The following is a 21,836-nucleotide window of genomic DNA, read 5'->3' as shown; positions in this document are numbered from 1 at the left end:
TTTTCCCGCATTGTCCATACTCTAATCTTGAGCTCCTCCACTCTTTACGAATAGTCTGTAGCTGGATAATAAATCGAACTGCGCAAGAGCGAAACGAATTATTGGATAACGAAAACGTTGTTGGGGAGCTACGCCATATATTCGATGACCTATGCTTTTCCTCTTATCCCATCATATTGAACAGTTCGTTGAGTTCGAGACAAAGAACCTTAAACTCCTCACAGGAACTTTCAGCACGAAAAATCTATGGAGAGATGCTCAAGACGGCAGCCCAGAGCAAAAATTCAATGCTCGTGAACAGAGCGTTTCGGTCAATAATACCTGCAGGTTTGAAGAATCGAAACTATAGATCGCCTTCTGTTCAACGCATGAGAGAGCTCTTAAACGACTGTATCAAATTCGACACTGGCTTTAGTTTTAATTTGATCAAAAAACACAGTAAATCATTCGGTAATGAGTTCGGAAATTCCCACGGTGGTTTCTCAACGAACTATAGCTTCACAATACGCGATCTGGTCTTACCGACGTATGTCGAGAACCTTTCCCTTGCTTATATTCTAGCGTCGGACCGAGTCCAGACCGCTGCCTTGCAATCTATGAGGGTTGATGACTTTTCCATATCGGAAAGGACATTGGTCTACAGTCATTATAAATTTCGGTCAAATAAGACTATTCCGTTTACATCGCCAGAGTATAAGCGGCAGTCCTACATTTATCAGGCAATTAAATACTTTGTTGAGTTAACGCAACAAAGCGAATCTTATATCGCCGACGCAGAAAGAAATCTCTTCAATCCGCATTGTGGGCAATTCTGGAGATTTGCGCTCGGTCCGTTAACTTCTTATGAGTATTTATTTGGTGATCTTTGCGTCGCGGACTCAATCCCTCGAAACCAATGTGAAATGGATTTACTGGGTGATGAAAAACCATTCTTGTGGTTAATGGAGAATGTTTTATCAAACCATGAGGCTGTAAAGGAACGGATTAAACAAGAAGATTATCGCCGAAACTACGGCACTGTAAAAAAGCGGATAAAAAATGTCATCAAAACAACTTTAAGCGTCGATAATATTGGGCGAAGCCGTGTTTTACTTGATCAGTCGACCTTTGACGACGCGGAACTAGACGACCCTGAGGTTGCCGCTGCACTTACAAAACATACTCAGAAAACAAAACGAGAAGTATATCTTGCTCGGTCAAGAGAACCTGAACATATTATAAAGCAATCCCATTTTCCCAGGCAGGTTGGCGAGAAAATGATGGAGGATGCGTCAAAGTTGTCATTTATGCTTGAGAACACTGAAGTTGTCGATCTGGAAAAAGCATCGTCACTACTGGGTTTAAAGGCGCCCGCTGCAAGCTTGGAAGAAATTTCTCAGAAGATGATCGATGATCTAGAATTTGGCTTGTTTGGAGAGCTAACCTTTTCTGACAAGACTGTTATTATTAAAAGTGAGGTAACCAGCGCTCTCATACAGGCATATGTGAAGAAGCTTGATTCAGTCCTGAGTTCGGTTTTTGAAAAAAATACGAAAACTTTCCAGAGCCTTATGACAAAGAAAATCTACCTTTTGGAAATTCTCGACCAGTTTCCGGCACATCTTAAAAAGGCAGGTTCAGAACTTCAAGCAAGGCTGAATTTTGAGTTTCCAGAATTGTTCGAGGCACACTCATGAGCACCGTCTCTTCAAAAGCATCAGGTTCGCAAGAACAGAAAGATCTCGAAACGCCGCGTTTCAATCGTCTGGGCGATGAGAAATGGTATATCACTGATGAAACGTCATCCGATATCTTGGTGTTAAATTGGGCATCTTATGAAGGCTCGTATGTAAAGAAACTGTGGGCAAAGGAAATGGTTGTTTTCTATTCGGGTGGTTACGTATCGGAGGACGGAAAGCTTGTCGCCCGTAAAAGTACGATAAAGGGCTTTGTCGTTGATCTCCGAAAAATTCTATTATTTTCTAGTCAACGTAATATAACGCTTGAGTTTCATCGATGGGACAGGGAGCTGATCACAGAGATGTTTCGGGCTAATCTTCTTGGGGAATTGTTTTTGACTGCGCAGGATAAACCAGACGGTTTGGCTTCTCGTGGAAGCACAAATGGTTTGTTCACTGTTATAAATGTTAGTAATCACGCTTTTTCAGAGGGTGCAATTTCTGATGGTTTCGCGATCTGCTTTCATAACCGGAGAAATTCGGCGAATGCTATGTTTGGCGACCTTCTTAAAAAGCATGGCGTCCACATAGATGCATATTTTAAGGGAGGGAGTTTCGGTGAGGTTGCTACTGAAGTTGCGATGCTTCTTCTAGCAGAAGCAATTGCGGTGCTTCGATCTGACCAGACGCGGGCGGCAGTCGCCCTCTGTAAAGTGCAGAGATCGCCTGATCAAATTCGGCATGATTTAGTCTATGGAAGGGAATCAGGCAATCGGGTCAGTCTGAATAAATACATGAAACAAGGTAGAATCTTTCCGGAGTTTAGAAATCATGGTCATAGAAGGAATGCCAGAGAAAAAATTCTGAGACTTGATGCTTTATTCACGGAAGTAATTGGGCGAGAACTGTCTGCGCTATTTTGGAACTCACACGGCGAGTTCGTTAATTATTGTGCAGAGGTATATGAGGCTTGCGCGGTTATATTTCTCTGTCTTACGGGCATTCGTGTTTCTGAGCTTTGCACAATAAAGGTAAGCGATTACGAGAAGAGAAACAGTGGTGAGTGGATTTTCAAAAGCCAAGTAGATAAAACCCACGCTGGAGGAAGCGAGATTAGAGTCATGCACGGCTTGGTCGCAGAAGCAGCCGATGTGCTTGAGGCGCTGAGCTACTCGGACAAACGGACAGACAATGTTGGTTTATTTAGCCGGAATTTATGTCAAAACATGGTGGACAGGGGTGAAGAAGGAGAGTACTTCCACCCAAAAAAGGATACAGTTTCGTCCTATGTAAAAAGGTTTTACGCCCGTTTTATTGATAAACACGGAGATGCTGTTACAACGAAAAATTCTTCAATCAGTCCCCATCAGTTCAGACACAGTTTTGCTGCGTTCGCCTTACGACGATTTGATGGAAACGTTCTGGAGGCTATTCGGCAACACTTTCTACACGGTGAAGGCAGTGGCTATACAAAGAAGTACACTGACGGCAAACTCACCCCAAGCGTAATGAACCAGCTAGAGCGAGATTACATTAATGAGCTGGTTGCCAGAATTGCGACGTCTGAAGACCAATACGAATTCGTTGGCGGCGTCGCACTCTACATAAGGAAGCGGGTCACTGAAATTATTGGCGATAGTCATGTATTCCTTCCAGTAGGCGAGTTTGAGGAAGCAGTCGATGAAATTGCCAGGGATTTTGACATCATCAATGCTCATGAATATGGCTATTGCATGTTCAGTTCGAAGAGAAAAAGTCAAGCTCTTTGTAGGGACCCAAGAACTAATCTTCCCGATCCACACCGATTTTGGGTTTTTCTGTTTGTTCAGGCTGTCCGATGAACCTGGTACTTCAACCCCATGCCGAAGCTATTAAAAGGTTGGGTGTCGCCCATCAAAATTTCATTCAAAAACATCCTCTCAAAATCCGGAGCAAGGCTGTCGATGCGAGCAAAAAAGCTATCAAAAATGCAGAGCGGATTCTCCGTGAATTAGGAGAGATATAATGAGCACTTTTGATTTGGAGAACTTCGTATCCCCGTTAGTTAACGATGCACCTTCATGGGTAGCAGAAGGAAACAGTCTAACTAAAGCGCTCTACTCAAAAGTGGTGGAAGAAGTCAAAGAACTTGAGGGCTTGATTGACCAGGGCGATGAATTGAGTTTGCGAGAGCGCACAGTAATCGCTTCGAGAATCGCTCTCTCATTGAACATCGATAAGAGCAATATTAGGTCTTCGCGAAGACCGGAACTCATTGATTTTATCGAGCGAGAAAATGAAAAATTAATCAATCGTTATGAGGCTTTAAAGCTTAAGGCGCGTCGTGGACGTCATAAAACAAAGTCAGAGACAGAGACAGAGAATTTGGTGCTGCAAAGGCAGCTCCACGAAATGGAAAACCTGAAAATGAAGGAATTTCTGGAAGCGGCTATTGAGCGAGATTTGCTTTCGACGCAACGCAACCTGAAAGAGAAAAACGAAGCTCTGGAGTCTGAGTTGAGCGCATGCCGCAGACGGAATGCCGGTTTGTCCGAATCTAACCGTGAGCTTATTAAAGAGCTTGCGCAACTGGCGGAAGAGAGAGATCAGTTAAGACGACTGGTTGCCCAGACGAAAGGTGGGAGTTGACCATGGCAAACGGACAGCAGAAAGCGCGGGAAAACCTTGTTGCCTTTCAGCGTTGGGCCGTTACGCAAACCGATGATGATTTCAAGCAGATCGTCTCTCGCGGCCAGCTAAACCGTGGCGAAGTTGCCAACGCTATCGGTATCGGAAAGAGCGCCTTGCGCCAGAATCCGGCGATAAAAACGGCCTTGGAGCATCTCGAAACGGACCTCCGTGAAAGAGGCGTATTACCGCCACTGCTAGAATCCGCACAGCAACAACGGTCTGCGCCAAAGCCTTACGATGCCAGCGCCAATCAGCGGTCACTGCAGTCAAAACGAGTCTCCGTTCTGGAGCAGGAAAACATTGAGCTGAAAGCCCGCGTAGCAACGCTGGAAGCCAAACTCAAGCGCTATGGCGAGTTATCTGAGGTGCTGACGGAATTTGGTGTCGCCCCATGAATGAAGACTATTTCCGCGTAACCAGTTGTCAGCATGAAGGCGCAAAATACACGATCTTTTCTGGTGTCCCGCTGAAAGCCAACAGCTACCGCATCAACAGCGGGAAATACATCATCTCCATCCGGTGCGAAAACCAGTCTCTGCCCATCAAACCATCTGTAGGCCAGCAATGGCGCGTGCGTGGTGAGCGGGTATTGGAGGCGGTTCAGGCAGGCGACTTTGAACTACAGCAGCATGTCTATAACGCGCCGGTTGAAATGGAATGCACGTTGCCAGAATCCGGTGAGGCACTGATCCGCTTTATTGCGTCAGACAGAGATTTCACCGGCATTGGTGAGGCGAAAGCACGGGCGCTCTGGGACGCCTTCGGCAGCCAACTACACCAGATGCTGCGATACGACACAGCGGATCACAGGGAGCTTCTGAAGGGCATTCTGAGTGATGTATCGGTAGACGCCCTATACAACGGCTACGCCAAATACCGAAACCTCGCACACGCTAATTGGCTGGCCTCGCTCGGAATCCCGTTGCGTATCCAGCAACGCATTCTGAAATACCACGATGAACGCACTGTCGATGTCCTCAAGAGCAATCCCTATGCACTTCTTGGATTTGGGATGGCGTTTACGGACATTGATACCATCTCAGAGCGATTAGGCTTTGCGAAATCTGCGCCCCAGCGCCTTGCCGGGGCACTGGAGACGGCAATCCGCAAACAGGTTGAAAAGGGGCATACTTACGCCACCCACAAAGCCCTCAAGCCTTTGGTTAACGAGCTTTTACAGGACGCCGAACTGACAACGGCCGCTTTCGAAAACGGGCATCAGAGCGGCCAATTTATCCTCCGACCCGATAACGGCACCTACCATCCTACCGCTCAAATCATGATGGAGTCGGTCGTTGCCAAACGCCTGAAATCCATGGCCAGCATGACTGACTCAGATGAGGAGGTATTCAAAGCCTTAACCGATGCGGTTCTGGATCTGCCTTATGACCTCACGGAACAACAGGTGCAGGCCGTTGAATCCAGTCTGACCAACTCTGTGTCCTGCATTATCGGTGGTGCCGGAACGGGCAAAACGACGGTGCTGAGGACAGTTCTCAGGGCGTACAACTCACTGGGATATGAAGTTCATGCGGTTGCCTTGTCTGGCAGAGCGGCAATGCGGCTGCACGAGAGCATTGGCTTCTTCACCATGACCATTGCCCGGTTGCTTCGAGAGGAGCCGATAGAGCCCACGCTGGATCGCCCAAAGCATGTCCTCGTCATCGATGAGGCGAGCATGATTGACCTTCCGACCATGTACCGACTCATTACGCATCTTGATCCATCAGTTCGGATCATTCTCACTGGCGACCCCAATCAGCTCCCGCCAATCGGTTGCGGCAAAGTGTTGTCGGACATCGTTGAGTCAGGTGCGGTGGCGACTCAGGCACTTCGTATTGTGAAGCGTCAGGAAGGTGCGACAGGAATACCTGAATACTCAGCCACCATCAATCGTGGCGAGGTCCCTCGCTCGTTGTCTTGTGGAGCGATTACGTTCCATGAGGCGAGTTCAGAACAGATTGTTGATCGGTGCAAGGCGCTCTATGCAGATTCTCCTCAGCCCACTCAAATCGTCGGGGCAACCAAGGCTTTAGTCAGAGAGCTGAATCAGGAGTGTCAGCGGCTGATTAACCCAGATGGTGAGCGTCTGCAATTTACCCTCTATGGCGAGGATTTCTACCTGGATCTCCGATTGGGTGACCCTATCCTGTTCACCAAAAATAATTACAACCTCGGTATTCAGAACGGCTCGTTGGGCGTCTTGACCTCGACAGAACGTGGCTATCAGGACGATCAGGACACCTATGGCGTGGTGACGCTGGATACAGGTGAGCAAATTCCGATCACGGAGGAAATCTTCGATTGTATGGAACTGGGCTATGCCATTACGCTGCACAAGGCCCAAGGTAGCCAGTTCCCAAGAATCGTAGTCGCAATCCAGAAGGGGCGGATCTCAGATCGAGCTTGGCTCTATACAGCGGTGACTCGTGCAGAAGCCGAGGTTCATATCGTGGGGAACAGCAGCGATTTTGCTTCAATGGCGAAGTCAGTGAGTAATGCCAACAGGCGAGCGAGCTACTTGAAAGATTTGTTGCTCGAAGGGAAGAGGGATTCGGGGGTTAGCCATTGACGGCACGCCCCCTCATCGCCGGTCGCGGCCATCGGGACCTCTCCCTGTACCGCAATCCGATCATAGCGGAACTGATAGCGACACCATAGTTTGGCCGCCCACTGTCACGTTAAGTTGGTCGCTCTGTTCTCAAAGCGGTCCTTTTTTACGGTGCCGCGACTGACCGTTTCACCACAGAATCAAGCCAGAGTAAAAGATCCTCTCCTAAACAAAAGCGAACATTCAGAAACGACCGAATTTGACCCAAAACGGCCCTTTTCTTCGGCGCTTCATGATCTGATTGCCTCCCCCCCCCCCCTCCGGAGTCACCGAAAGTCCCTCTGACATTGGAGTTTTTGGCAAAACACAATCGTGTGGAGAACTCTAATTCGCGGCGCAATTAAAACAGGGATGCTTACATCGTCACCCACCGGCTGATTTGAGTTTTCAGTCAGTTTTCGACTCTGGCTTCGTTTTAGGTCTGCGCTGAATCGAAACAACTGGCTATTTACGCATTTGAGAAACTAGGTCGAGGCAACTCGCTGCAAGGATAGCCTGCGCGCGATTTTGAACATTCAGTTTACGTAGGACAGCCGAAACATGAGCCTTAACAGTGGTTTCCGCCAAGTGCAAGTTGTACGCGATCTGTTTGTTAGACTCTCCGCGTGTCATTCTCTCTAAAACTATCAGCTGTCGCTTCGTTAAAGATTGAAACTGGCTCGGATCAACCTCTGCTTCTGAGCCGGCCATGACAGCACCACGGCCGTTACCATTTTCGAATTCGTCAGAGCCTGCACAAACGCAAATCTTGCCATCCAAAACCTGTCGAATAGCGTCGACAATTTCATCTCTTGATGCAGTTTTTGCTATGACCCCCATGGCCCCCTGACCGATCGCCTGAGACGTGACATATCTGTTTACTCTAGCCGACATGACTATGGTGGGGAGCGAAGGCGCGATCTCATTTAAACGACCAAGCCCACCAAGCCCTCTCATATCAGGCATGTCGAGATCGAAGAAGATGAGATCAAGGCTGCCATGCTCACTCACGATTTCCATGGCGTCTTCCAAGCTGAATGCCTCGAAGACATGTTTGCAATCATGATTTCTCTGAATAATGCTCCTTAAGGCATCGCGAAAAAGCGGCTGACAATCAGCAATCATAGCCTTGAATAATGACGTTTTGCCGACTTCTTCCTGGCCAATGTCAGGAACCGGGAGGGAGTGCAGCGTGGTTTGGCTCTTTGACAAGCTTCTGAGGTTATTGGCTTCTTCTAGCATTTGTTATTCCTCGCCAAACTGTACATACATTTACTGGTGTGCTGCTCGCACTCCTCGCCGCATGGATACCTGACTATCTCGAGCGGCATCGCGCAAGGAGCCATACAGCAGACCTGCGTCATTCTGTTGATCCCCATATCGATGAAGCTTTGTGGCTCACCTGTGAGGAAGGTGGTATTCGACTCTCGGAAGTTGAATGGTCGACCAATCAAAGCTAAACCCCGGCTTCTCAGGGCCGGGGTTTAGCATTCTTCCTAAAGGGCAATGACAACCGACTTTGTTTCAAGATATGAATCGAGTGACTGCTTACCCATATCACGTCCAACCCCGGAGAGTTTATAGCCCCCGAATGGGATGTTGGCGTCAAGCATGTTGTGCCCGTTTACCCAGACAGTGCCTGCTTTTAATTTCGGGATTAAGCGTTGCACCTCAGAGAGATCGTTTGACCAGATGCTCGCTGCCAGCCCATATCGACTATCGTTGGCCCGGGCTACGACGTCCTCGATATCATCAAACGGGATGACCACCAGAACGGGACCAAAGATCTCGTCCTTGGCTATGACCAGAGAGTCGTCTTCGGTCGCAAATATGGTGGGCTTGACGTAATAACCTTTGCGGTCAGCACGTTCGCCGCCGGTAACCAGGCGTGCACCTTCCTGCCGCCCCGTCTCAATGTAGTGACAAACCCGGTCTAGCTGAACCCGGGACACGAGTGGCCCCATTTGAGCATCTGGATCCAGGCCAGGCCCCAGCGGGATGGCCTCTGCTAACTCGGCGAGCCGATCCAGGACCTTGTCAGAAATGCTCCGGTGAACGTAAAGTCGGGAGCCGGCACTGCAGGTTTGTCCATGGTTGAAAAAGATTGCTGCCGCTGCTCCTTGCGCAGCCTTTTCCGCATCACAGTCAGCCAGAACAATCATTGGAGACTTGCCCCCCAGCTCCAAGGTAACTCGCGCCATATTATCCATCGCAGCACGGCCTATGATCTGACCTACCTCAGTGGATCCGGTAAAACTAATCTTGTTGATGTCAGGATGAGTTATCAGTGCTGACCCGGTGCTCTGGCCCTCGCCAGTAATGATGTTGACAACCCCGTCAGGAAAGTTTGCCTCTTCGATCAGCTCGCCCAGATAGAGGGCAGAGAGCGATGTTTGTTCCGCAGGCTTCAACACAACCGTGCAGCCCGCTGCAAGTGCCGGAGCCAGTTTCCAGCAGGCCATCAGAAATGGAAAGTTCCACGGTATGATCGCGGCAACAACACCGACGGGTTCGCGTCGGGTATAAGCAGAAAAGTCAGAGTCAGCCGGGGCAAAGGGCATGGACACGTCAAGAGTCGAGCCCTCAATTTTTGTTGCCCATCCGGCCATGTAGCGAAAGAATTCCAGTCCCAGGCTTACGTCAACAGCTTCGGCAACAGCAACAGACTTGCCGTTGTCGATCGCGTCCAGCTCAGCAATGATTCTGGCATCTCGCTCGATCAGATCTGCAAGTTTGAGAAGCAGGTTCTGACGGGCGGAGGGTCTCATTCGGCCCCAGTCATCACTATTGAACGCACTTTTTGCGCAGCTAACCGCTTTGTTAACGTCATCAGGATGTGCAAGGGGTATGCTTCCTATAACCGTTTCTTCAGCCGGGTTTTCTACCTCTATGCGTTTGTTTTCCAGAGCATCAACCCATTGGCCGCCTATCAGCATACGGTGATTTTGACGTGCCAGGAACGCCTGGGTTTTATTCTCTAAACCATGTGGATGTTTTGTGAACGTATTCATTAGTTTCCCCCAAATCACTGACTTTTTGGACGGATAGCGTCTGCAGTACCCTGAATAAACGCTTTGATTTTCTCGACATCTGTCTTACTCAGCGTTTCGGTAAAATCGGGCATGCCACTGGAAACGAATGGACCGTGAAACAGGAAGGCGTCCAGGTTTTCAATGACTGATTTCTTTGAATAACCCAGGTTTGGAATATTACCGCCCTTGTCTACGCCGGGAACGCCATGACAGAACACGCAATTACTGACGTAAAGAGCCGTGCCTTCTCCAATGAAGTCGGGATTGTATTCAACGCCCGAAACCAGAGAGTTCAGCTGATACTGGGTGAACTCAGGCATCTCGGCATCACCGTTCAGGACAAATGTATAGACAGTGCCGGCGGTCTTGAGGTCGGAGGCCCTCTGGGATTTTCCAAAAACACCGCCCCAGCCTGCCGCAATAGAGACATACTGAGTGCCGTCCACTTCATAGGTTATGGGCGCTGCAATGACGCCGGTACCCATTGGGGATTCCCAGAGGGGGTCACCCGTCCGAGCGTTGAATGCCATAAAGCGAGCGTCTGCGGTTCCCTGGAATACCAGATCGCCGGCCGTTGTCAGGGTTCCGCCGTTCCAGGGAGAGACGTGTTCGTAACGCCAGGCTTCCTGCTGTGTAACGGGATCCCAGGCTGTAAGTCGCCCGAACGGCTTGCTTGATGGTGGCGCTACGTTAAATTGGAAGGCGGTGTTCCAACCTATGCCACTCATGGGTTGTCCCGGCTCATTGCTTTCTATGCTTTCCCAGGAGGGGTCCTCGACCATTGTGATCGGGATGTGCTGAGACGGGAAGTAAGCCAGGCCGGTTTGGTGGTTAAAAGACATTGAGTGCCAATTATGTCCACCAAAAGGCCCAGGGATGATATCGAAGGGTTCGTCCATGGATCGTGCTTCAGGAACTTCTATTGGGCGACCATTGCTATCGTATCCCGTGGCCCAATTAACATCGACGTAATTATCGGCCGATATGAATTCACCATTTGTCCGGTCGAGAACAAAAAAGAAGCCGTTTTTGGGAGCTTGCATGATTACTTTGCGACGCTCCCCATCAATCATGAGCTCGCTGAGAATCATGTCCTGCGTTGAAGTATAGTCCCAGTTATCCCCGGGCGTGGCTTGGTAGTGCCACACGTACTCACCAGTGTCGGCATTGAGAGCAACAATTGAGGAGAGATAGAGGTTATCTCCACCTTCCGGGCTCCGCTTCTTGTGTGACCATGGAGAGCCGTTACCTGTGCCGATATATAAGAGATTCAGGTCCGGATCAAAAACGATGGAGTCCCATACGGTGCCACCGCCACCGGCCTCCCAGTATTTTCCACTTGGGTCCCAGGTTTTCGCGGCGCGAGCCATGGCTTCGTTTTCAAACGGTTCGTTCGGATTTCCCGGCACGGTATACCAACGCCATTTCTGTGCGCCGGTTTTCGCGTCGTAAGCTGTGATGTAGCCCCTGACTCCAAATTCGGCCCCACCATTGCCTATGATCACGTTGCCGTTAACAACTCGAGGTGCGCCGGTAATCGTATAGCTCATGTCGTTGTCGGGCAGAGTATTCGTTTCCCAGACTTTTTCGCCGGTTTTTGCATCAATAGCGATCAATCGACCATCGTAGGATGCAACATAGACATTTCCGTAGTGCACTGCCACACCGCGGTTTACAACATCACAACAACCCCTTGAGCCCGCCTCCCCGGGTACTTCAGGGTCGTAGGTCCATAGTTTTTTGCCGGTCTTTGCATCGAGTGCATGTACAATGCTCCAGGAAGCAGTGACGTACATCACGCCATCCACGACAAGCGGAGTGGCCTCGACTCCTCGGGTAGACTCGAGGTTGTAGGACCATGCAAGCCCGAGGTTTTCGACATTATCGGCCGAAATTTGGGCGAGAGGGCTAAAGCGCGTCTCCGCATAATCAAAACCATGGGTTGGCCAGTCCTTGCCGGTTTTGGCGTTTTCAATGATATAGCTTTGATTTACCTGATCAGCCGCAATAACAGTGCTGGCTCCGATTACGAAAAATGGAACTAATGCACTACTTGTTAGTTTTTTTGATAGACGTTTTCTGTAGTGATTATTAGTCAGTTTCATTTTTATATCCTTTCGTTGTTATTACTGTTTTATGGGATTTTAAAACGCTTTTAGAATACGAAAGTTGAGTCGGTGCTGTTCTTTAAATCCATTTTCTACGGACAAATCTCTTCCATAATTTGCGATTAGTTGCAGTCCCGGATTCGCAAACCATGCCGTACCGATAGTCATCTTGGTAGTTGCAAGGTCATTGTCCTGGTTTATATCGTTTACTTGTGTCTCACCGCCGAGGGTATGAGAAATGCCGGTGCGAAGATCCCATTGAGGTGTTACGTTATAACGTAGGAAGCCTTGGAACTGGTACAAGGGATCCTGTTCCAGAGTGGCTTTGGAGGCACCAAGTTCGTCATTCTTGCCGAAAAAAGTGACATCACCAATCAGGTCTAACGAGATTTTAGAGGTAAGACCGGTGATGTAACCCGCCTGCAATGCATATTTCCATCGGTTTTCGCCGAGGTTTAATGTGTCATTCCGATCGTAACTCCCTACAGGAACATACAGAAACGGAGTAATGCCGAAGTAGGTGTTACTTTCGGGCTTGTTTACAAGCCAAACGGTTGCGGCAAGTATCAGGTCGCCAATGCCACTGGTGTCACCGAGGGCAGAGGTATCGTCTTTTCCCTCTACCTTGCCGAATGGAAGGAGGAATTGAGGGTCTACTGTATAACCGCCAATTTCAGTGAAATGCACCCCACGCAGGATTCCTACCTGTGAGTCCAATCCAGCGTTAATGGGGGCCTTGTCTCCATCCGAGTAGAGGGAATCGGCAGTGGCGTATTGATAGTAGACCATTCCAAGATTGGTGCCGGCGGGCAATGCTGTGTAATCCCCGGCATCAACGTCAATAGCTACTGCATTACCAGAAGCCAGCAACATAGTGGCCAGGCCAGCAGAAGCGACGCAGAAATTCCCAATTCTGGAACGGAGTAAACTTTTGTGCTTATAGTTTGATACAGATGACATGATGCAGCCTCTTATTAGTTTTGTTGGTATTGCACTCGAAGTTAAGCAATCAATATGCCAGATCGATTGATCCTTAGGAAATTATTATGAAACAATTACTTATGCGGCTTTATAGCATCTATGTTTTAGTTTTTGGAAAAAAATGGATCGTTTCGATACACTAAAATTGGATGGTTGAATAAAAAAAATACAGAGTGGTGGGTGTCCTTATGCATAAAAAGATCGTTGATCTGAACACTCAGGTCCAGCAAGCCCGTGAGTTGTTTGACGAAGGGCGTGTTGTACCATCCCAGTGGGTGCGGGATGAGGTTTTGCGCTCTTGGCTAAGATGCAGAAAACATGGCGTGTCCCCCTCTGATCAGCTCTTACTTGAGGCCGCGCAATTCGACCAGATTTCTCATATCCGCAATCAACATCAGCGTCTCATGACATTTGCGGAGCCTGAAATGCATCGGTTGTTTCGTGCAATCAGTTCTGCAGGTTGGGTTTTGGCGTGTGTGGAAAGAGAAGGCCACAGCATTAAATATTTCGGCAATGACAGTCCCTGCTACGAATTGCTGGGAGCCGCTTTGAATCCTGGTATGGACCTTTCAGAGGATATAGCTGGAACCAATGCCCCCGGTTGCGCTTTGATAGAAGGCAGGCCGTCGCTTGTGTGTGGAAGTGAGCATTTCTTGCATTCTCTCCGCGATCTATCCTGCGTGGCAGTGCCCATTTTTGACCCTGCAGGGACGCTGGTCGGGGCTTTGAATGCTTCGAAACCTTATGATGGCCGACCGGTCGGGATTCTTGAGGCAGTTGCGCTCGCAACTCGGTCTGTTGAGAATCGAATGGTCGACGATTTGCGTGGCGCCTTAGTCCTCGCGCTTCACTATCGCCCGGAGCTTACGCAGTCACCTATGCGTGGTTTGATACATTTCGGCGAGGATGGTGAAGTTTTAGGTGCAAACCCCTCGGCCAGGCAGATGCTGGATATCGATTCTCTCGAGAAGATGCAGAGTCATGTCTGTTTCAAAGACTTATTCTCATGCCGCGCTGCCGAGATTGAGGGATCACAACAAAGCCCTCTTGAGGTTGAATGTCACAATGGGGCAAGGCTTTTTCTTAAAGTTGAAAGTCTTCGCAAAGGGCCTTTGAGCGTCAACTCGATGCCACAGCAAAGACGGCCGGACATCGTTCAGTCTTTTTACGTGGGCGAGCCTACAAAACCACTTTTCGACAAGGCGCATCGGGCTTTTCAGTTTGGAGTTCCGGTTCTGGTGACTGGGGAAACCGGAACGGGCAAAGAGGTTTTAGCACGGTCGTTACATGCCAATGGGCCCTCTTCAAAAGGCGCGTTTGTTGCCGTGAACTGCTCGGCTATTCCTGCCGGGTTGATCGAATCAGAGTTGTTTGGCTACGCAGACGGTGCATTTACCGGTGCCAGACGTGGTGGCGCCAGGGGGAAGTTTGAGGAGGCGAACGGCGGTACGCTCTTCCTGGATGAAATAGGCGATATGCCATTGGAATTTCAAGCACGTTTGCTACGTGTTTTGCAGGAACGCACTGTCACAAGACTTGGAGAAGAGAAGCCTCGGCCCGTCTCGTTTTCTCTGGTCTGTGCGACACATCGGAACCTTGATGAGCTTATGGAAAGCGGAGACTTTCGGAGCGATCTTTATTACCGGATCAATGGCCTCAGGGTGCAGCTCCCTGCTCTGCGGGAGCGTGAAGACCTCGACGCTTTGATTGATCACTTGCTGGCATCAATTTCACAGGAAGATTCCCCGTCGATTCTGACATCCGAGGCTCGTAATCTCTTAAGGCACCATTCGTGGAGAGGTAATATCAGAGAGCTCCAGCAGGCACTGAATCTTGGTCAGGCGCTGTCTACTCAGGGAATTATCGATGTTGAACACTTGCCCGAAGACATCAAGGTCCAAAATGACACTGCGGAGGTGGACCTTGGCGAGGGCGGCACACTCGCCGCTGCAGAGCGCGAGGCGGTGCGATGTGTGCTTGAGAAACACAATCACAACGTCAGTGCCGCAGCTCGAGAATTAGGGATAACACGAGCCACTCTCTATCGAAAAATAAAACATTTTGGTCTCTGAGGTAATTCATGGAGTAGCCCGGATTTCTCATGAGAGGATAAAACGCGCCGCTCTTTTCAGCGAGCAAGCGCCCGGGCATTACAGTTTGTCAGGTGCATCCGGCTTCCAGTTGTGGGCCATTAGCTTGGCTGTGCCGGTCGCTGTCCGCCTATTCTAAATGTCCGCTTTGCGACCTCAGCGTGCCTTGTTTCCGAATAGCGGACCGGGTAAACCCCTATTTGAAAAAGGACCGCTTTTATCAGAAAGCGGCCAATTCTGCTCACCTATGACTCCATAGTTTGGCCAAAGCGGCCAATCTATGGTCGGAATACCAGAACATCGCTGGTCCTTAAATACCTCGGGTGAATCGCCGCTTGCGGCGAGAGGGCAGAGCCCTTGGATACCGAGAATAGGTTAAATTGATGAGTCGATCAGTCAACAAAAATGTTTTGGAGGAATGTTTTGGAGACGCTAATTGTTTCTGCGGGGAAACGTTCTAGAACTGTCATCGTTGACACCTGGATTTCTAAATCAATCACGGCTCCAACTCAAGCATACAAGGGTGTCCAGTCACTCACTCACTTCCAGTCAACAAAAAAGTTCAGTGATAACCGTAACAGCCGTGCAGAGGCTTTGGTTGCCAGTTCAACCACCAAGGTTCGATTTGCCTCGGATCGCGGTTGTCAGGTAGTCAACGGCCGCTGGGTGAGCGCCTTTACTGCGTATTCCAGACCAAGGTTGCCACTGATTCCAGACGAAGTCTGCCACCCATTCCACGCGAAAGCTGCCACTAATTCCACGGCAAAGCTGCCACCCCAGCAGACTGCCTGAAGCTCCATCAAAATCGTCCGGCGCGGGATAACTTAACGGTACTCTGACCCTTTTCATCCGGAGATGGGCCAGATGCCAGCGAAGAGGTTATCCATGCGTAAAATCAAAGAAGTCCTTCGCCTCAAGTGGGAGCGAGGGCTGAGCAACCGCCAGATTGCGGCGTCCTGTGGCGTTAGCCGCCCCACCGTAAGCGACTACCTGCGCCGCACGGTTGAGGCCGGTCTGAGCTGGCCGTTGCCAGCGGATCTGGATGAGGCCCACCTGGAGCGGTTGCTGTTCCCGCCGCCACCGGACCTGCCAGCACAGGCCAGAGGTATACCCGACTGGCAACACATCCGTGACGAACTCACGGGCAAGAACGTCACCCTGTTCCTGCTCTGGCAGGAGTACCGGCAAGCCAACCCGGACGGTTATCAGTACAGCTGGTTCTGCGAGCACTACCGGGCCTGGCGGGGCAAGCTGGACCTGGTGATGCGCCAGGACCATCGGGCCGGTGAGAAGCTATTCGTGGACTATGCCGGCCAGACCGTGCCCGTCATTGACCGCACCACCGGAGAGATCCACGAGGCACAAGTCTTTGTCGCGGTGATGGGTGCATCCAATTACACCTATGCCGAAGCCACCTGGAGCCAGACATTGCCGGACTGGGTCGGCTCCCACATCCGGACCTTCGAGTTCCTGGGCGGAGTGCCGGAACTGGTGGTTCCGGATTATGTGCCGGGACACATAATCCGGCTTATGTTCCCTATCCCATTATGTTCCGTTCACTTTGGAAGACCTTGAATCCATAGGGAGGATCCCGTGTAAAAGGACACATAACGACAGATGCCGTTTGGGCGCATGATTTCCTTTCCTACATCCAGAAAGGAGATTGTCATGTTAGAACATTACTTCGTTAAGCCCGATACCATCGATGCGATCCGCGCTTCCTGGATCGCGGAACCGATTGAGCAGTACGTTGCGTGGTTAGCCGGGCACGGATACAGGCCCAGGGTAATCTTGCGGCGAGTCCCACTCCTGAGGCAGTTTGGCGAGTTTGCTCGCGATCATGGTGCCACGCAGTGGAGCGAGCTTCCGACTCATGTCGAGCCTTATGTAAAGCACTGGGTAAAGGTTCACGCCAAGAACGCATACCAGGCAAAGCGATGGGTGGCTAATGATGCTCGTACACCGATCGAGCAATTGCTGTCCCTGATGTTGCCCGATTTCCGCGGAACAGGTCGGAGACGGACCAGTCAAGATCCCTTCCTGGTTCAGGCACCGGGGTTCTTTGTTTATCTGCGTGAAGAACGGGGCCTGCGCGAGCTGTCTCTCCGGCACTATGGCCATTATCTGCATAACCTGGAAGCCTACCTGGCGCGAATCAACCTGCTGCATTTGTCCGAGCTCACTCCAGCCATACTCAGTGCATTTGTGGTGGAGAGCGGTCGCCGATTGAGCCCGCATTCTATGACGGGGCTGTGCAGCTCCTTGCGAGTCTTCCTGCGCTACCTGTACCGCGAGCAGCTGATCAATCGCGATCTCGGCGCTACCGTAGAGTCCCCGCGTCGGTATCAGCTGGCCGATCTCCCGCGTTCGATCTCCTGGGACGACGTCCGGCGCATGCTAGATGTTGTTGATCGGCGCAGTGCTCTGGGCAAGCGCGACTATGCCATTCTACTTTTGCTCGTCACGTATGGACTGCGCGGCCATGAGGTGGCCGGATTGACACTGGAGAATATTGACTGGAAGAGAGAACGCCTGTTGGTGCCGCAGCGCAAGGCGGGACACACCACTGCGTACCCTCTCTCTTCAGTGGTAGGCGAAGCTATTCTCGACTACTTAAAAAATGCACGCCCACACGTCGAGGAGCGAAGGCTGTTTTTCCGGGTTCTGGCGCCCGTCCGACCTGTGACGGCGGTTACTGTGTCCAGCCGCGCGACGCACTACCTGCGCAAAGCGGGTATTAATGTCCGTCGCCCAGGTTCGCACACCTTGCGCCACACTTGCGTACAGCGATTGGTCGATGCCGAGTTCAACTTCAAGGTCATCGGCGATTACGTTGGTCATGCATCGCCAAGTTCCACCCGCATCTATACCAAGGTGGACGTGGAAACCCTGCGCATGGTGGCGCTGGGCCACGAGGAGGTGCTGCCATGACCGCCTCCTTCCACAGCGTACTGGGCAAGGATTTTTCGGCTTACTTGAGTTACAAGCGCGCGCTGGGCCGAAAATTTGATACTGAAGAGCTCGCCTTGCAATTATTCGATCGCTTTTTGGTCGAGGAACGGGTGAGTGATGCGGCGTTAGTGCAACCGGCGTTGATTGAGGCCTTTCTCGCTTCGCGGCCACGCACTCGCCCACGCAGCTATAACCACCTCTTGGGGGTGCTCCGCTGCTTTTTTGCCTGGCAGGTGGCCCAGGAGCGGCTAGCGCATTCTCCGGTTCGTGCTCACCCTCAGCCGGTGACTTCCCAGCTTAAACCCTTCCTGTTCGAACCGGCTCAGGTGGAAGACATCCTGACGTTGGCGTCACAGCTTCCGGACAATTCCCGGGCACCCTGTCGTGGCATGGTCTACCGAACAATCTTCTCGCTGATGTACGGTTTGGGCCTGCGTGTCGGCGAGATTGTGCATCTTCGGTATCGCGACGTCGATTGCCAGCGCAGCCTTCTGGTGATCGACAAGAGCAAGTTTGGCAAGACGCGTTTGGTCCCCTTTGGCCCGCGCATGGCGCAACAGATCGCTGTCTATCTACAGTTTGGCGTTGATCGGTATGGGCCATGGCAGCCGGATGATCCGGTATTTTCTTTCAGCTTTTTCCCAGAGCGCAAGCCAATGCGTATTGAGACGGTCAGTCAGACATTTCACCACTTGATACTGAAGATGGATCCGTACGTGCCACCTGGCGTACGCCAACCTCATCTGCACTGCCTGCGCCATTCCTTCGCGGTCGCAACTCTGCTCCGCTGGTATCGCACCGGCGTGGATCCCAATCAACGGCTCTTTCATCTATCAACCTTCATGGGCCATGCCGACCCGGCATCGACTGCCTGGTATCTGACCATCACCGAAGCACTGCTCCGGGAGGCGAGCCAACGGTTCGAGCGATTCGCCGATCCCCGCAGAGAGGAGGAGCTATCATGACGGATCAATTGGGGCGTCTCGTCTTTGCCTTCGTAGAGGATCACCTTAAATGCCAACGGGGGCTGCGCCCGGCCAGTATCCGAAGTTATAAGGAGAGCCTGCGCCTGTTCTTGCAATTCGCTGCAAAGGATAAGCATTGCCGGATCACCCGCTTGGAACTGGCTGATCTCACTGGCGAGCGAGTGCGCCATTTTTTGCAACACCTTGAACAGGAACGTGGTAATGGGGTTAGAACCCGAAACCAGCGCCTGGCGGCGCTGCATACCTTCTTCGAGTATCTTGCCGGCCGTGAGCCCTGCGTGCTCGGGGAAGCACAGCAAATTGCTTCCATTCCCGTCAAACGCTGGCAACCGGGCGAGACTCTGTATCTCGAACGCGACGAGATTAATGCTCTGTTCGCTGCCTTGCCCACCGACCACCCTCAGGCTCTGCGCGACCAAGCCTTGCTTCGCTTCCTTTATAACACCGGAGCACGCGTACAGGAGGTAGCGGATCTGCGCGCAACGCACCTGGAACTCGGTTCTGAGCCCCGAGTACGGCTGCATGGTAAAGGTGACAAATGGCGTACCTGTCCTTTGTGGACGCGAACGGCGGGTCTGATGCAGGACTTACTGGAGCAAAATCGGCAACGACGCCACTCCAATGACGCTGTCTTCCTAGCCCGCAACAGTGCGCCGCTGACCAGATTTGGTATCTACAAGATCGTGCGGCGTCATACCGTCAAGGTGGTGAAGAAAAGCGCAGATGGCACAGTGCGGCACATCTCACCCCATGTCTTACGCCACACGACGGCCGTGCATTTGCTTGAAGCAGGTGTCGAGGTCAACGTCATCCGCGCCTGGCTTGGACACGTCAGTTTGGAGACCACCAACCGATACGCCGAGATCACCCTCCGAATGAAAGTGGACGCGCTCCGCACCTGTGAGCCTATTTGGGATTCTCCGGCGGAGTCCCACCGAAAGCCAGTATGGCGATCCAATTCCGAGCTGCTGCAATGGCTGGAATCCCTGTGATCGTTATGTGCCCCAGTGCAAGGGGGCCTCCCTATGGTTTCAAGGTCTTCCAAAGTGAACGAAACATAATGGGATAGGGAACATAATCCGGATAATCTGCGCAGCGGTGTCAGCAAAGCCTGTCGGTACGATCCGGACTTGAACCCCAGCTACCAGCAACTGGCGGCGCACTACCAGGTCGCGGTGCTGCCCGCACGGCCCTACAAACCCAAGGATAAATCCAAAGCGGAAGTGGGTGTACAGATCGTTGAGCGCTGGATCCTGGCCCGGTTGCGCCACTACACCTTCTTCACCCTGGCCGACCTGAATCAGTGCATCCGGTCCCTGCTGGAAGACCTGAACAGCCGACTGTTCCGGCGGCTGCCGGGCAACCGGCAGGAGGCCTTCAAGATGCTCGATCAGCCGGCCCTGAGGGCATTACCCAAACACCCCTATGAGTACATCGAGATCCGGCGTTGCCGGGTCAACATCGACTACCACATCGAGTTCCAGCAGCACCACTACTCAGTGCCACACCAGTATGTGGGAGAGCAGGTAGACATCCACGCCAGTGAGCGACTGGTACAGATCTACTTCCGGCAGCGCCAGATCGCCAGCCACCCACGCAGTCATCAGTACGGCATCACCACCGAGTCAGGGCACATGCCCACACGCCACCGAAAACAACAACAGTGGACACCAGGGCGTCTCAAGAACTGGGCCCGTGACATCGGGCCAGACACCCTGATCTGGGTCAGTAGCCGGCTGGATGAGCGGGAACATCCGGAACAGGCCTACCGGGTCTGTCTTGGGTTGCTCAACCTGAGCAAGGAGTACCCCAGCGAGCGCCTGAACACGGCAAGTCGCATTGCCAACCGCGAGGGCCTGGACCGACTGAAACACGTCAAGGCCATCCTCCGGAGCAACCGCGACAAGCTGCCGGAACAACTGCCCCTGAACACCGAACTGCCTCAGCATCACGAGAACATCCGTGGCCCGAAGAGCTTCCACTAGGACACCACTATGAGCACCCTACAGACCCTGACACGACTGAGAGACCTGAAGCTCGGCGGCATGGCTGCCGCCCTGGAGCATCAACAAAACCAGCCAGGCACCTATGACGAGCTGTCGTTCACCGAACGCCTGGAGTTGTTACTCGACCGGGAGTTCCAGAGCCGGGAGCACCGGAAACAGGACCGCCTGGTTCGCCAGGCCCGTTTAAAGCTCCGGGCCTCAGTCCAGGATATTGACTACCAGCACTCGCGCAACCTCAAGAAAGCACAGGTCGCCCAGTTGGCCCAGACAGACTGGCTGGAACGGGGACAGAACCTGCTGATTACCGGCCCCTGCGGCAGCGGCAAGACTTACCTGGGCTGTGCAGTGGGGCACCAGGCCTGTCTGAACGGCTTCAGCGCCCGGTACTACCGAATCTCCCGATTACTACTGGAACTGACTCAGGCCAAGGCCGACGGCACCTACCAGAAAACCCTCGGCCAGTTGGCCAAAGTAAAGCTTCTGATACTGGACGACTGGGGCCTGGAAGCCCTGAAACCGGCACACCGGAACGACCTGATGGAGATCATGGATGACCGGCACGGCACGCACTCGACCATGATCATCAGCCAACTGCCCACCGATCAATGGTACGCCGCCATCGGTGACAACACCCTGGCTGACGCCATCCTGGATCGGCTCATGCACAACGCCCATCGCTGGGCTCTGAAGGGAGAGTCGATGAGAAAACGACTTCAGGAAATTGACTGAACGTGAACACCCGGGGTACAAACCTCGGTGGGTG

General features: G+C 51.8%; 15 protein-coding genes and 2 pseudogenes. 13 read left to right on the top strand and 4 right to left on the bottom strand.

The window, feature by feature from the left end; translation table 11 throughout:
• Positions 1–254 precede the first annotated feature (254 nt).
• The 6 genes from ASQ50_RS13235 to ASQ50_RS13215 are packed head-to-tail and all read left to right on the top strand — an operon-like array spanning position 255 to position 6,900.
• Complete coding sequence (locus ASQ50_RS13235) at positions 255–1,676, top strand: hypothetical protein (protein ID WP_058091434.1); 1,422 nt, start codon at positions 255–257, stop codon at positions 1,674–1,676.
• Positions 1,673–3,499: a site-specific integrase gene (locus ASQ50_RS13230; protein WP_058091435.1), complete on the top strand. Its 1,827-nt coding sequence runs from the start codon at positions 1,673–1,675 to the stop codon at positions 3,497–3,499. The genes ASQ50_RS13235 and ASQ50_RS13230 overlap by 4 nt, the downstream gene beginning before the upstream one ends.
• Positions 3,496–3,663 carry a hypothetical protein gene (locus ASQ50_RS21040; RefSeq protein ID WP_156510009.1) on the top strand — a complete coding sequence of 56 codons (168 nt, stop codon included), beginning with the start codon at positions 3,496–3,498 and terminating at the stop codon, positions 3,661–3,663. Before ASQ50_RS13230 ends, ASQ50_RS21040 begins: the two co-directional genes overlap by 4 nt.
• Positions 3,663–4,286: a hypothetical protein gene (locus ASQ50_RS13225; RefSeq protein WP_058091436.1), complete on the top strand. Its 624-nt coding sequence runs from the start codon at positions 3,663–3,665 to the stop codon at positions 4,284–4,286. The genes ASQ50_RS21040 and ASQ50_RS13225 overlap by 1 nt, the downstream gene beginning before the upstream one ends.
• 2 nt (positions 4,287–4,288) lie before the next feature.
• Positions 4,289–4,723 carry a VPA1267 family protein gene (locus ASQ50_RS13220; RefSeq protein ID WP_058091437.1) on the top strand — a complete coding sequence of 145 codons (435 nt, stop codon included), beginning with the start codon at positions 4,289–4,291 and terminating at the stop codon, positions 4,721–4,723.
• On the top strand, positions 4,720–6,900 hold the full coding sequence (locus ASQ50_RS13215) for an ATP-dependent DNA helicase (RefSeq protein WP_058091438.1): 2,181 nt from the start codon (positions 4,720–4,722) through the stop codon (positions 6,898–6,900). The genes ASQ50_RS13220 and ASQ50_RS13215 overlap by 4 nt, the downstream gene beginning before the upstream one ends.
• A 483-nt stretch (positions 6,901–7,383) precedes the next feature.
• Here the strand turns inward: ASQ50_RS13215 and ASQ50_RS13210 are convergent, their stop codons facing one another.
• The 4 genes from ASQ50_RS13210 to ASQ50_RS13195 form a co-directional block, all read right to left on the bottom strand.
• A complete protein-coding gene (locus tag ASQ50_RS13210) occupies positions 7,384–8,160 on the bottom strand; it encodes a LuxR C-terminal-related transcriptional regulator (RefSeq protein WP_052479352.1) in 777 nt (258 codons plus the stop codon).
• Positions 8,161–8,414: 254 nt separating this feature from the next.
• On the bottom strand, positions 8,415–9,929 hold the full coding sequence (locus ASQ50_RS13205) for an aldehyde dehydrogenase family protein (protein WP_058091439.1): 1,515 nt from the start codon (positions 9,927–9,929) through the stop codon (positions 8,415–8,417).
• A gap of 14 nt (positions 9,930–9,943) precedes the next feature.
• Entirely contained in the window at positions 9,944–12,055 is a 2,112-nt protein-coding gene (locus tag ASQ50_RS13200) for a PQQ-dependent dehydrogenase, methanol/ethanol family (protein ID WP_082040488.1), read from the bottom strand.
• Between the two features lie 39 nt (positions 12,056–12,094).
• Positions 12,095–13,018: a transporter gene (locus tag ASQ50_RS13195; protein WP_082888489.1), complete on the bottom strand. Its 924-nt coding sequence runs from the start codon at positions 13,016–13,018 to the stop codon at positions 12,095–12,097.
• 209 nt (positions 13,019–13,227) lie between these two features.
• Between ASQ50_RS13195 and ASQ50_RS13190 the strand changes: the two genes are divergently transcribed.
• From ASQ50_RS13190 to istB, 7 genes and pseudogenes are all read left to right on the top strand, one after another.
• Positions 13,228–15,111: a sigma-54-dependent Fis family transcriptional regulator gene (locus ASQ50_RS13190; protein ID WP_058091440.1), complete on the top strand. Its 1,884-nt coding sequence runs from the start codon at positions 13,228–13,230 to the stop codon at positions 15,109–15,111.
• 882 nt (positions 15,112–15,993) lie between these two features.
• A pseudogene (istA, locus tag ASQ50_RS13185) lies at positions 15,994–16,632 on the top strand (IS21 family transposase); the annotation flags it as partial.
• Between the two features lie 165 nt (positions 16,633–16,797).
• On the top strand, positions 16,798–18,060 hold the full coding sequence (locus ASQ50_RS13180) for a site-specific integrase (RefSeq protein WP_068351350.1): 1,263 nt from the start codon (positions 16,798–16,800) through the stop codon (positions 18,058–18,060).
• A complete protein-coding gene (locus tag ASQ50_RS13175; RefSeq protein ID WP_058092802.1) occupies positions 18,057–19,046 on the top strand; it encodes a tyrosine-type recombinase/integrase in 990 nt (329 codons plus the stop codon). The genes ASQ50_RS13180 and ASQ50_RS13175 overlap by 4 nt, the downstream gene beginning before the upstream one ends.
• Positions 19,043–20,059, top strand: coding sequence for a tyrosine-type recombinase/integrase (locus ASQ50_RS13170; RefSeq protein WP_058092803.1), 1,017 nt, complete (start codon positions 19,043–19,045; stop codon positions 20,057–20,059). The genes ASQ50_RS13175 and ASQ50_RS13170 overlap by 4 nt, the downstream gene beginning before the upstream one ends.
• 87 nt (positions 20,060–20,146) lie before the next feature.
• Positions 20,147–21,052, top strand: a pseudogene (locus ASQ50_RS13165) (Mu transposase domain-containing protein); the annotation flags it as partial.
• A 9-nt stretch (positions 21,053–21,061) separates the two neighbouring features.
• Positions 21,062–21,802, top strand: coding sequence for an IS21-like element helper ATPase IstB (gene istB / locus ASQ50_RS13160; RefSeq protein ID WP_058092796.1), 741 nt, complete (start codon positions 21,062–21,064; stop codon positions 21,800–21,802).
• The last annotated feature ends 34 nt before the right edge of the window (positions 21,803–21,836 follow it).

The organism is Marinobacter sp. LQ44 (assembly GCF_001447155.2).
Classification (GTDB): Bacteria; Pseudomonadota; Gammaproteobacteria; order Pseudomonadales; family Oleiphilaceae; genus Marinobacter.
Note: the sequence above shows the minus strand (reverse complement) of the source record. Positions and strands in the feature narration are given on the sequence as shown.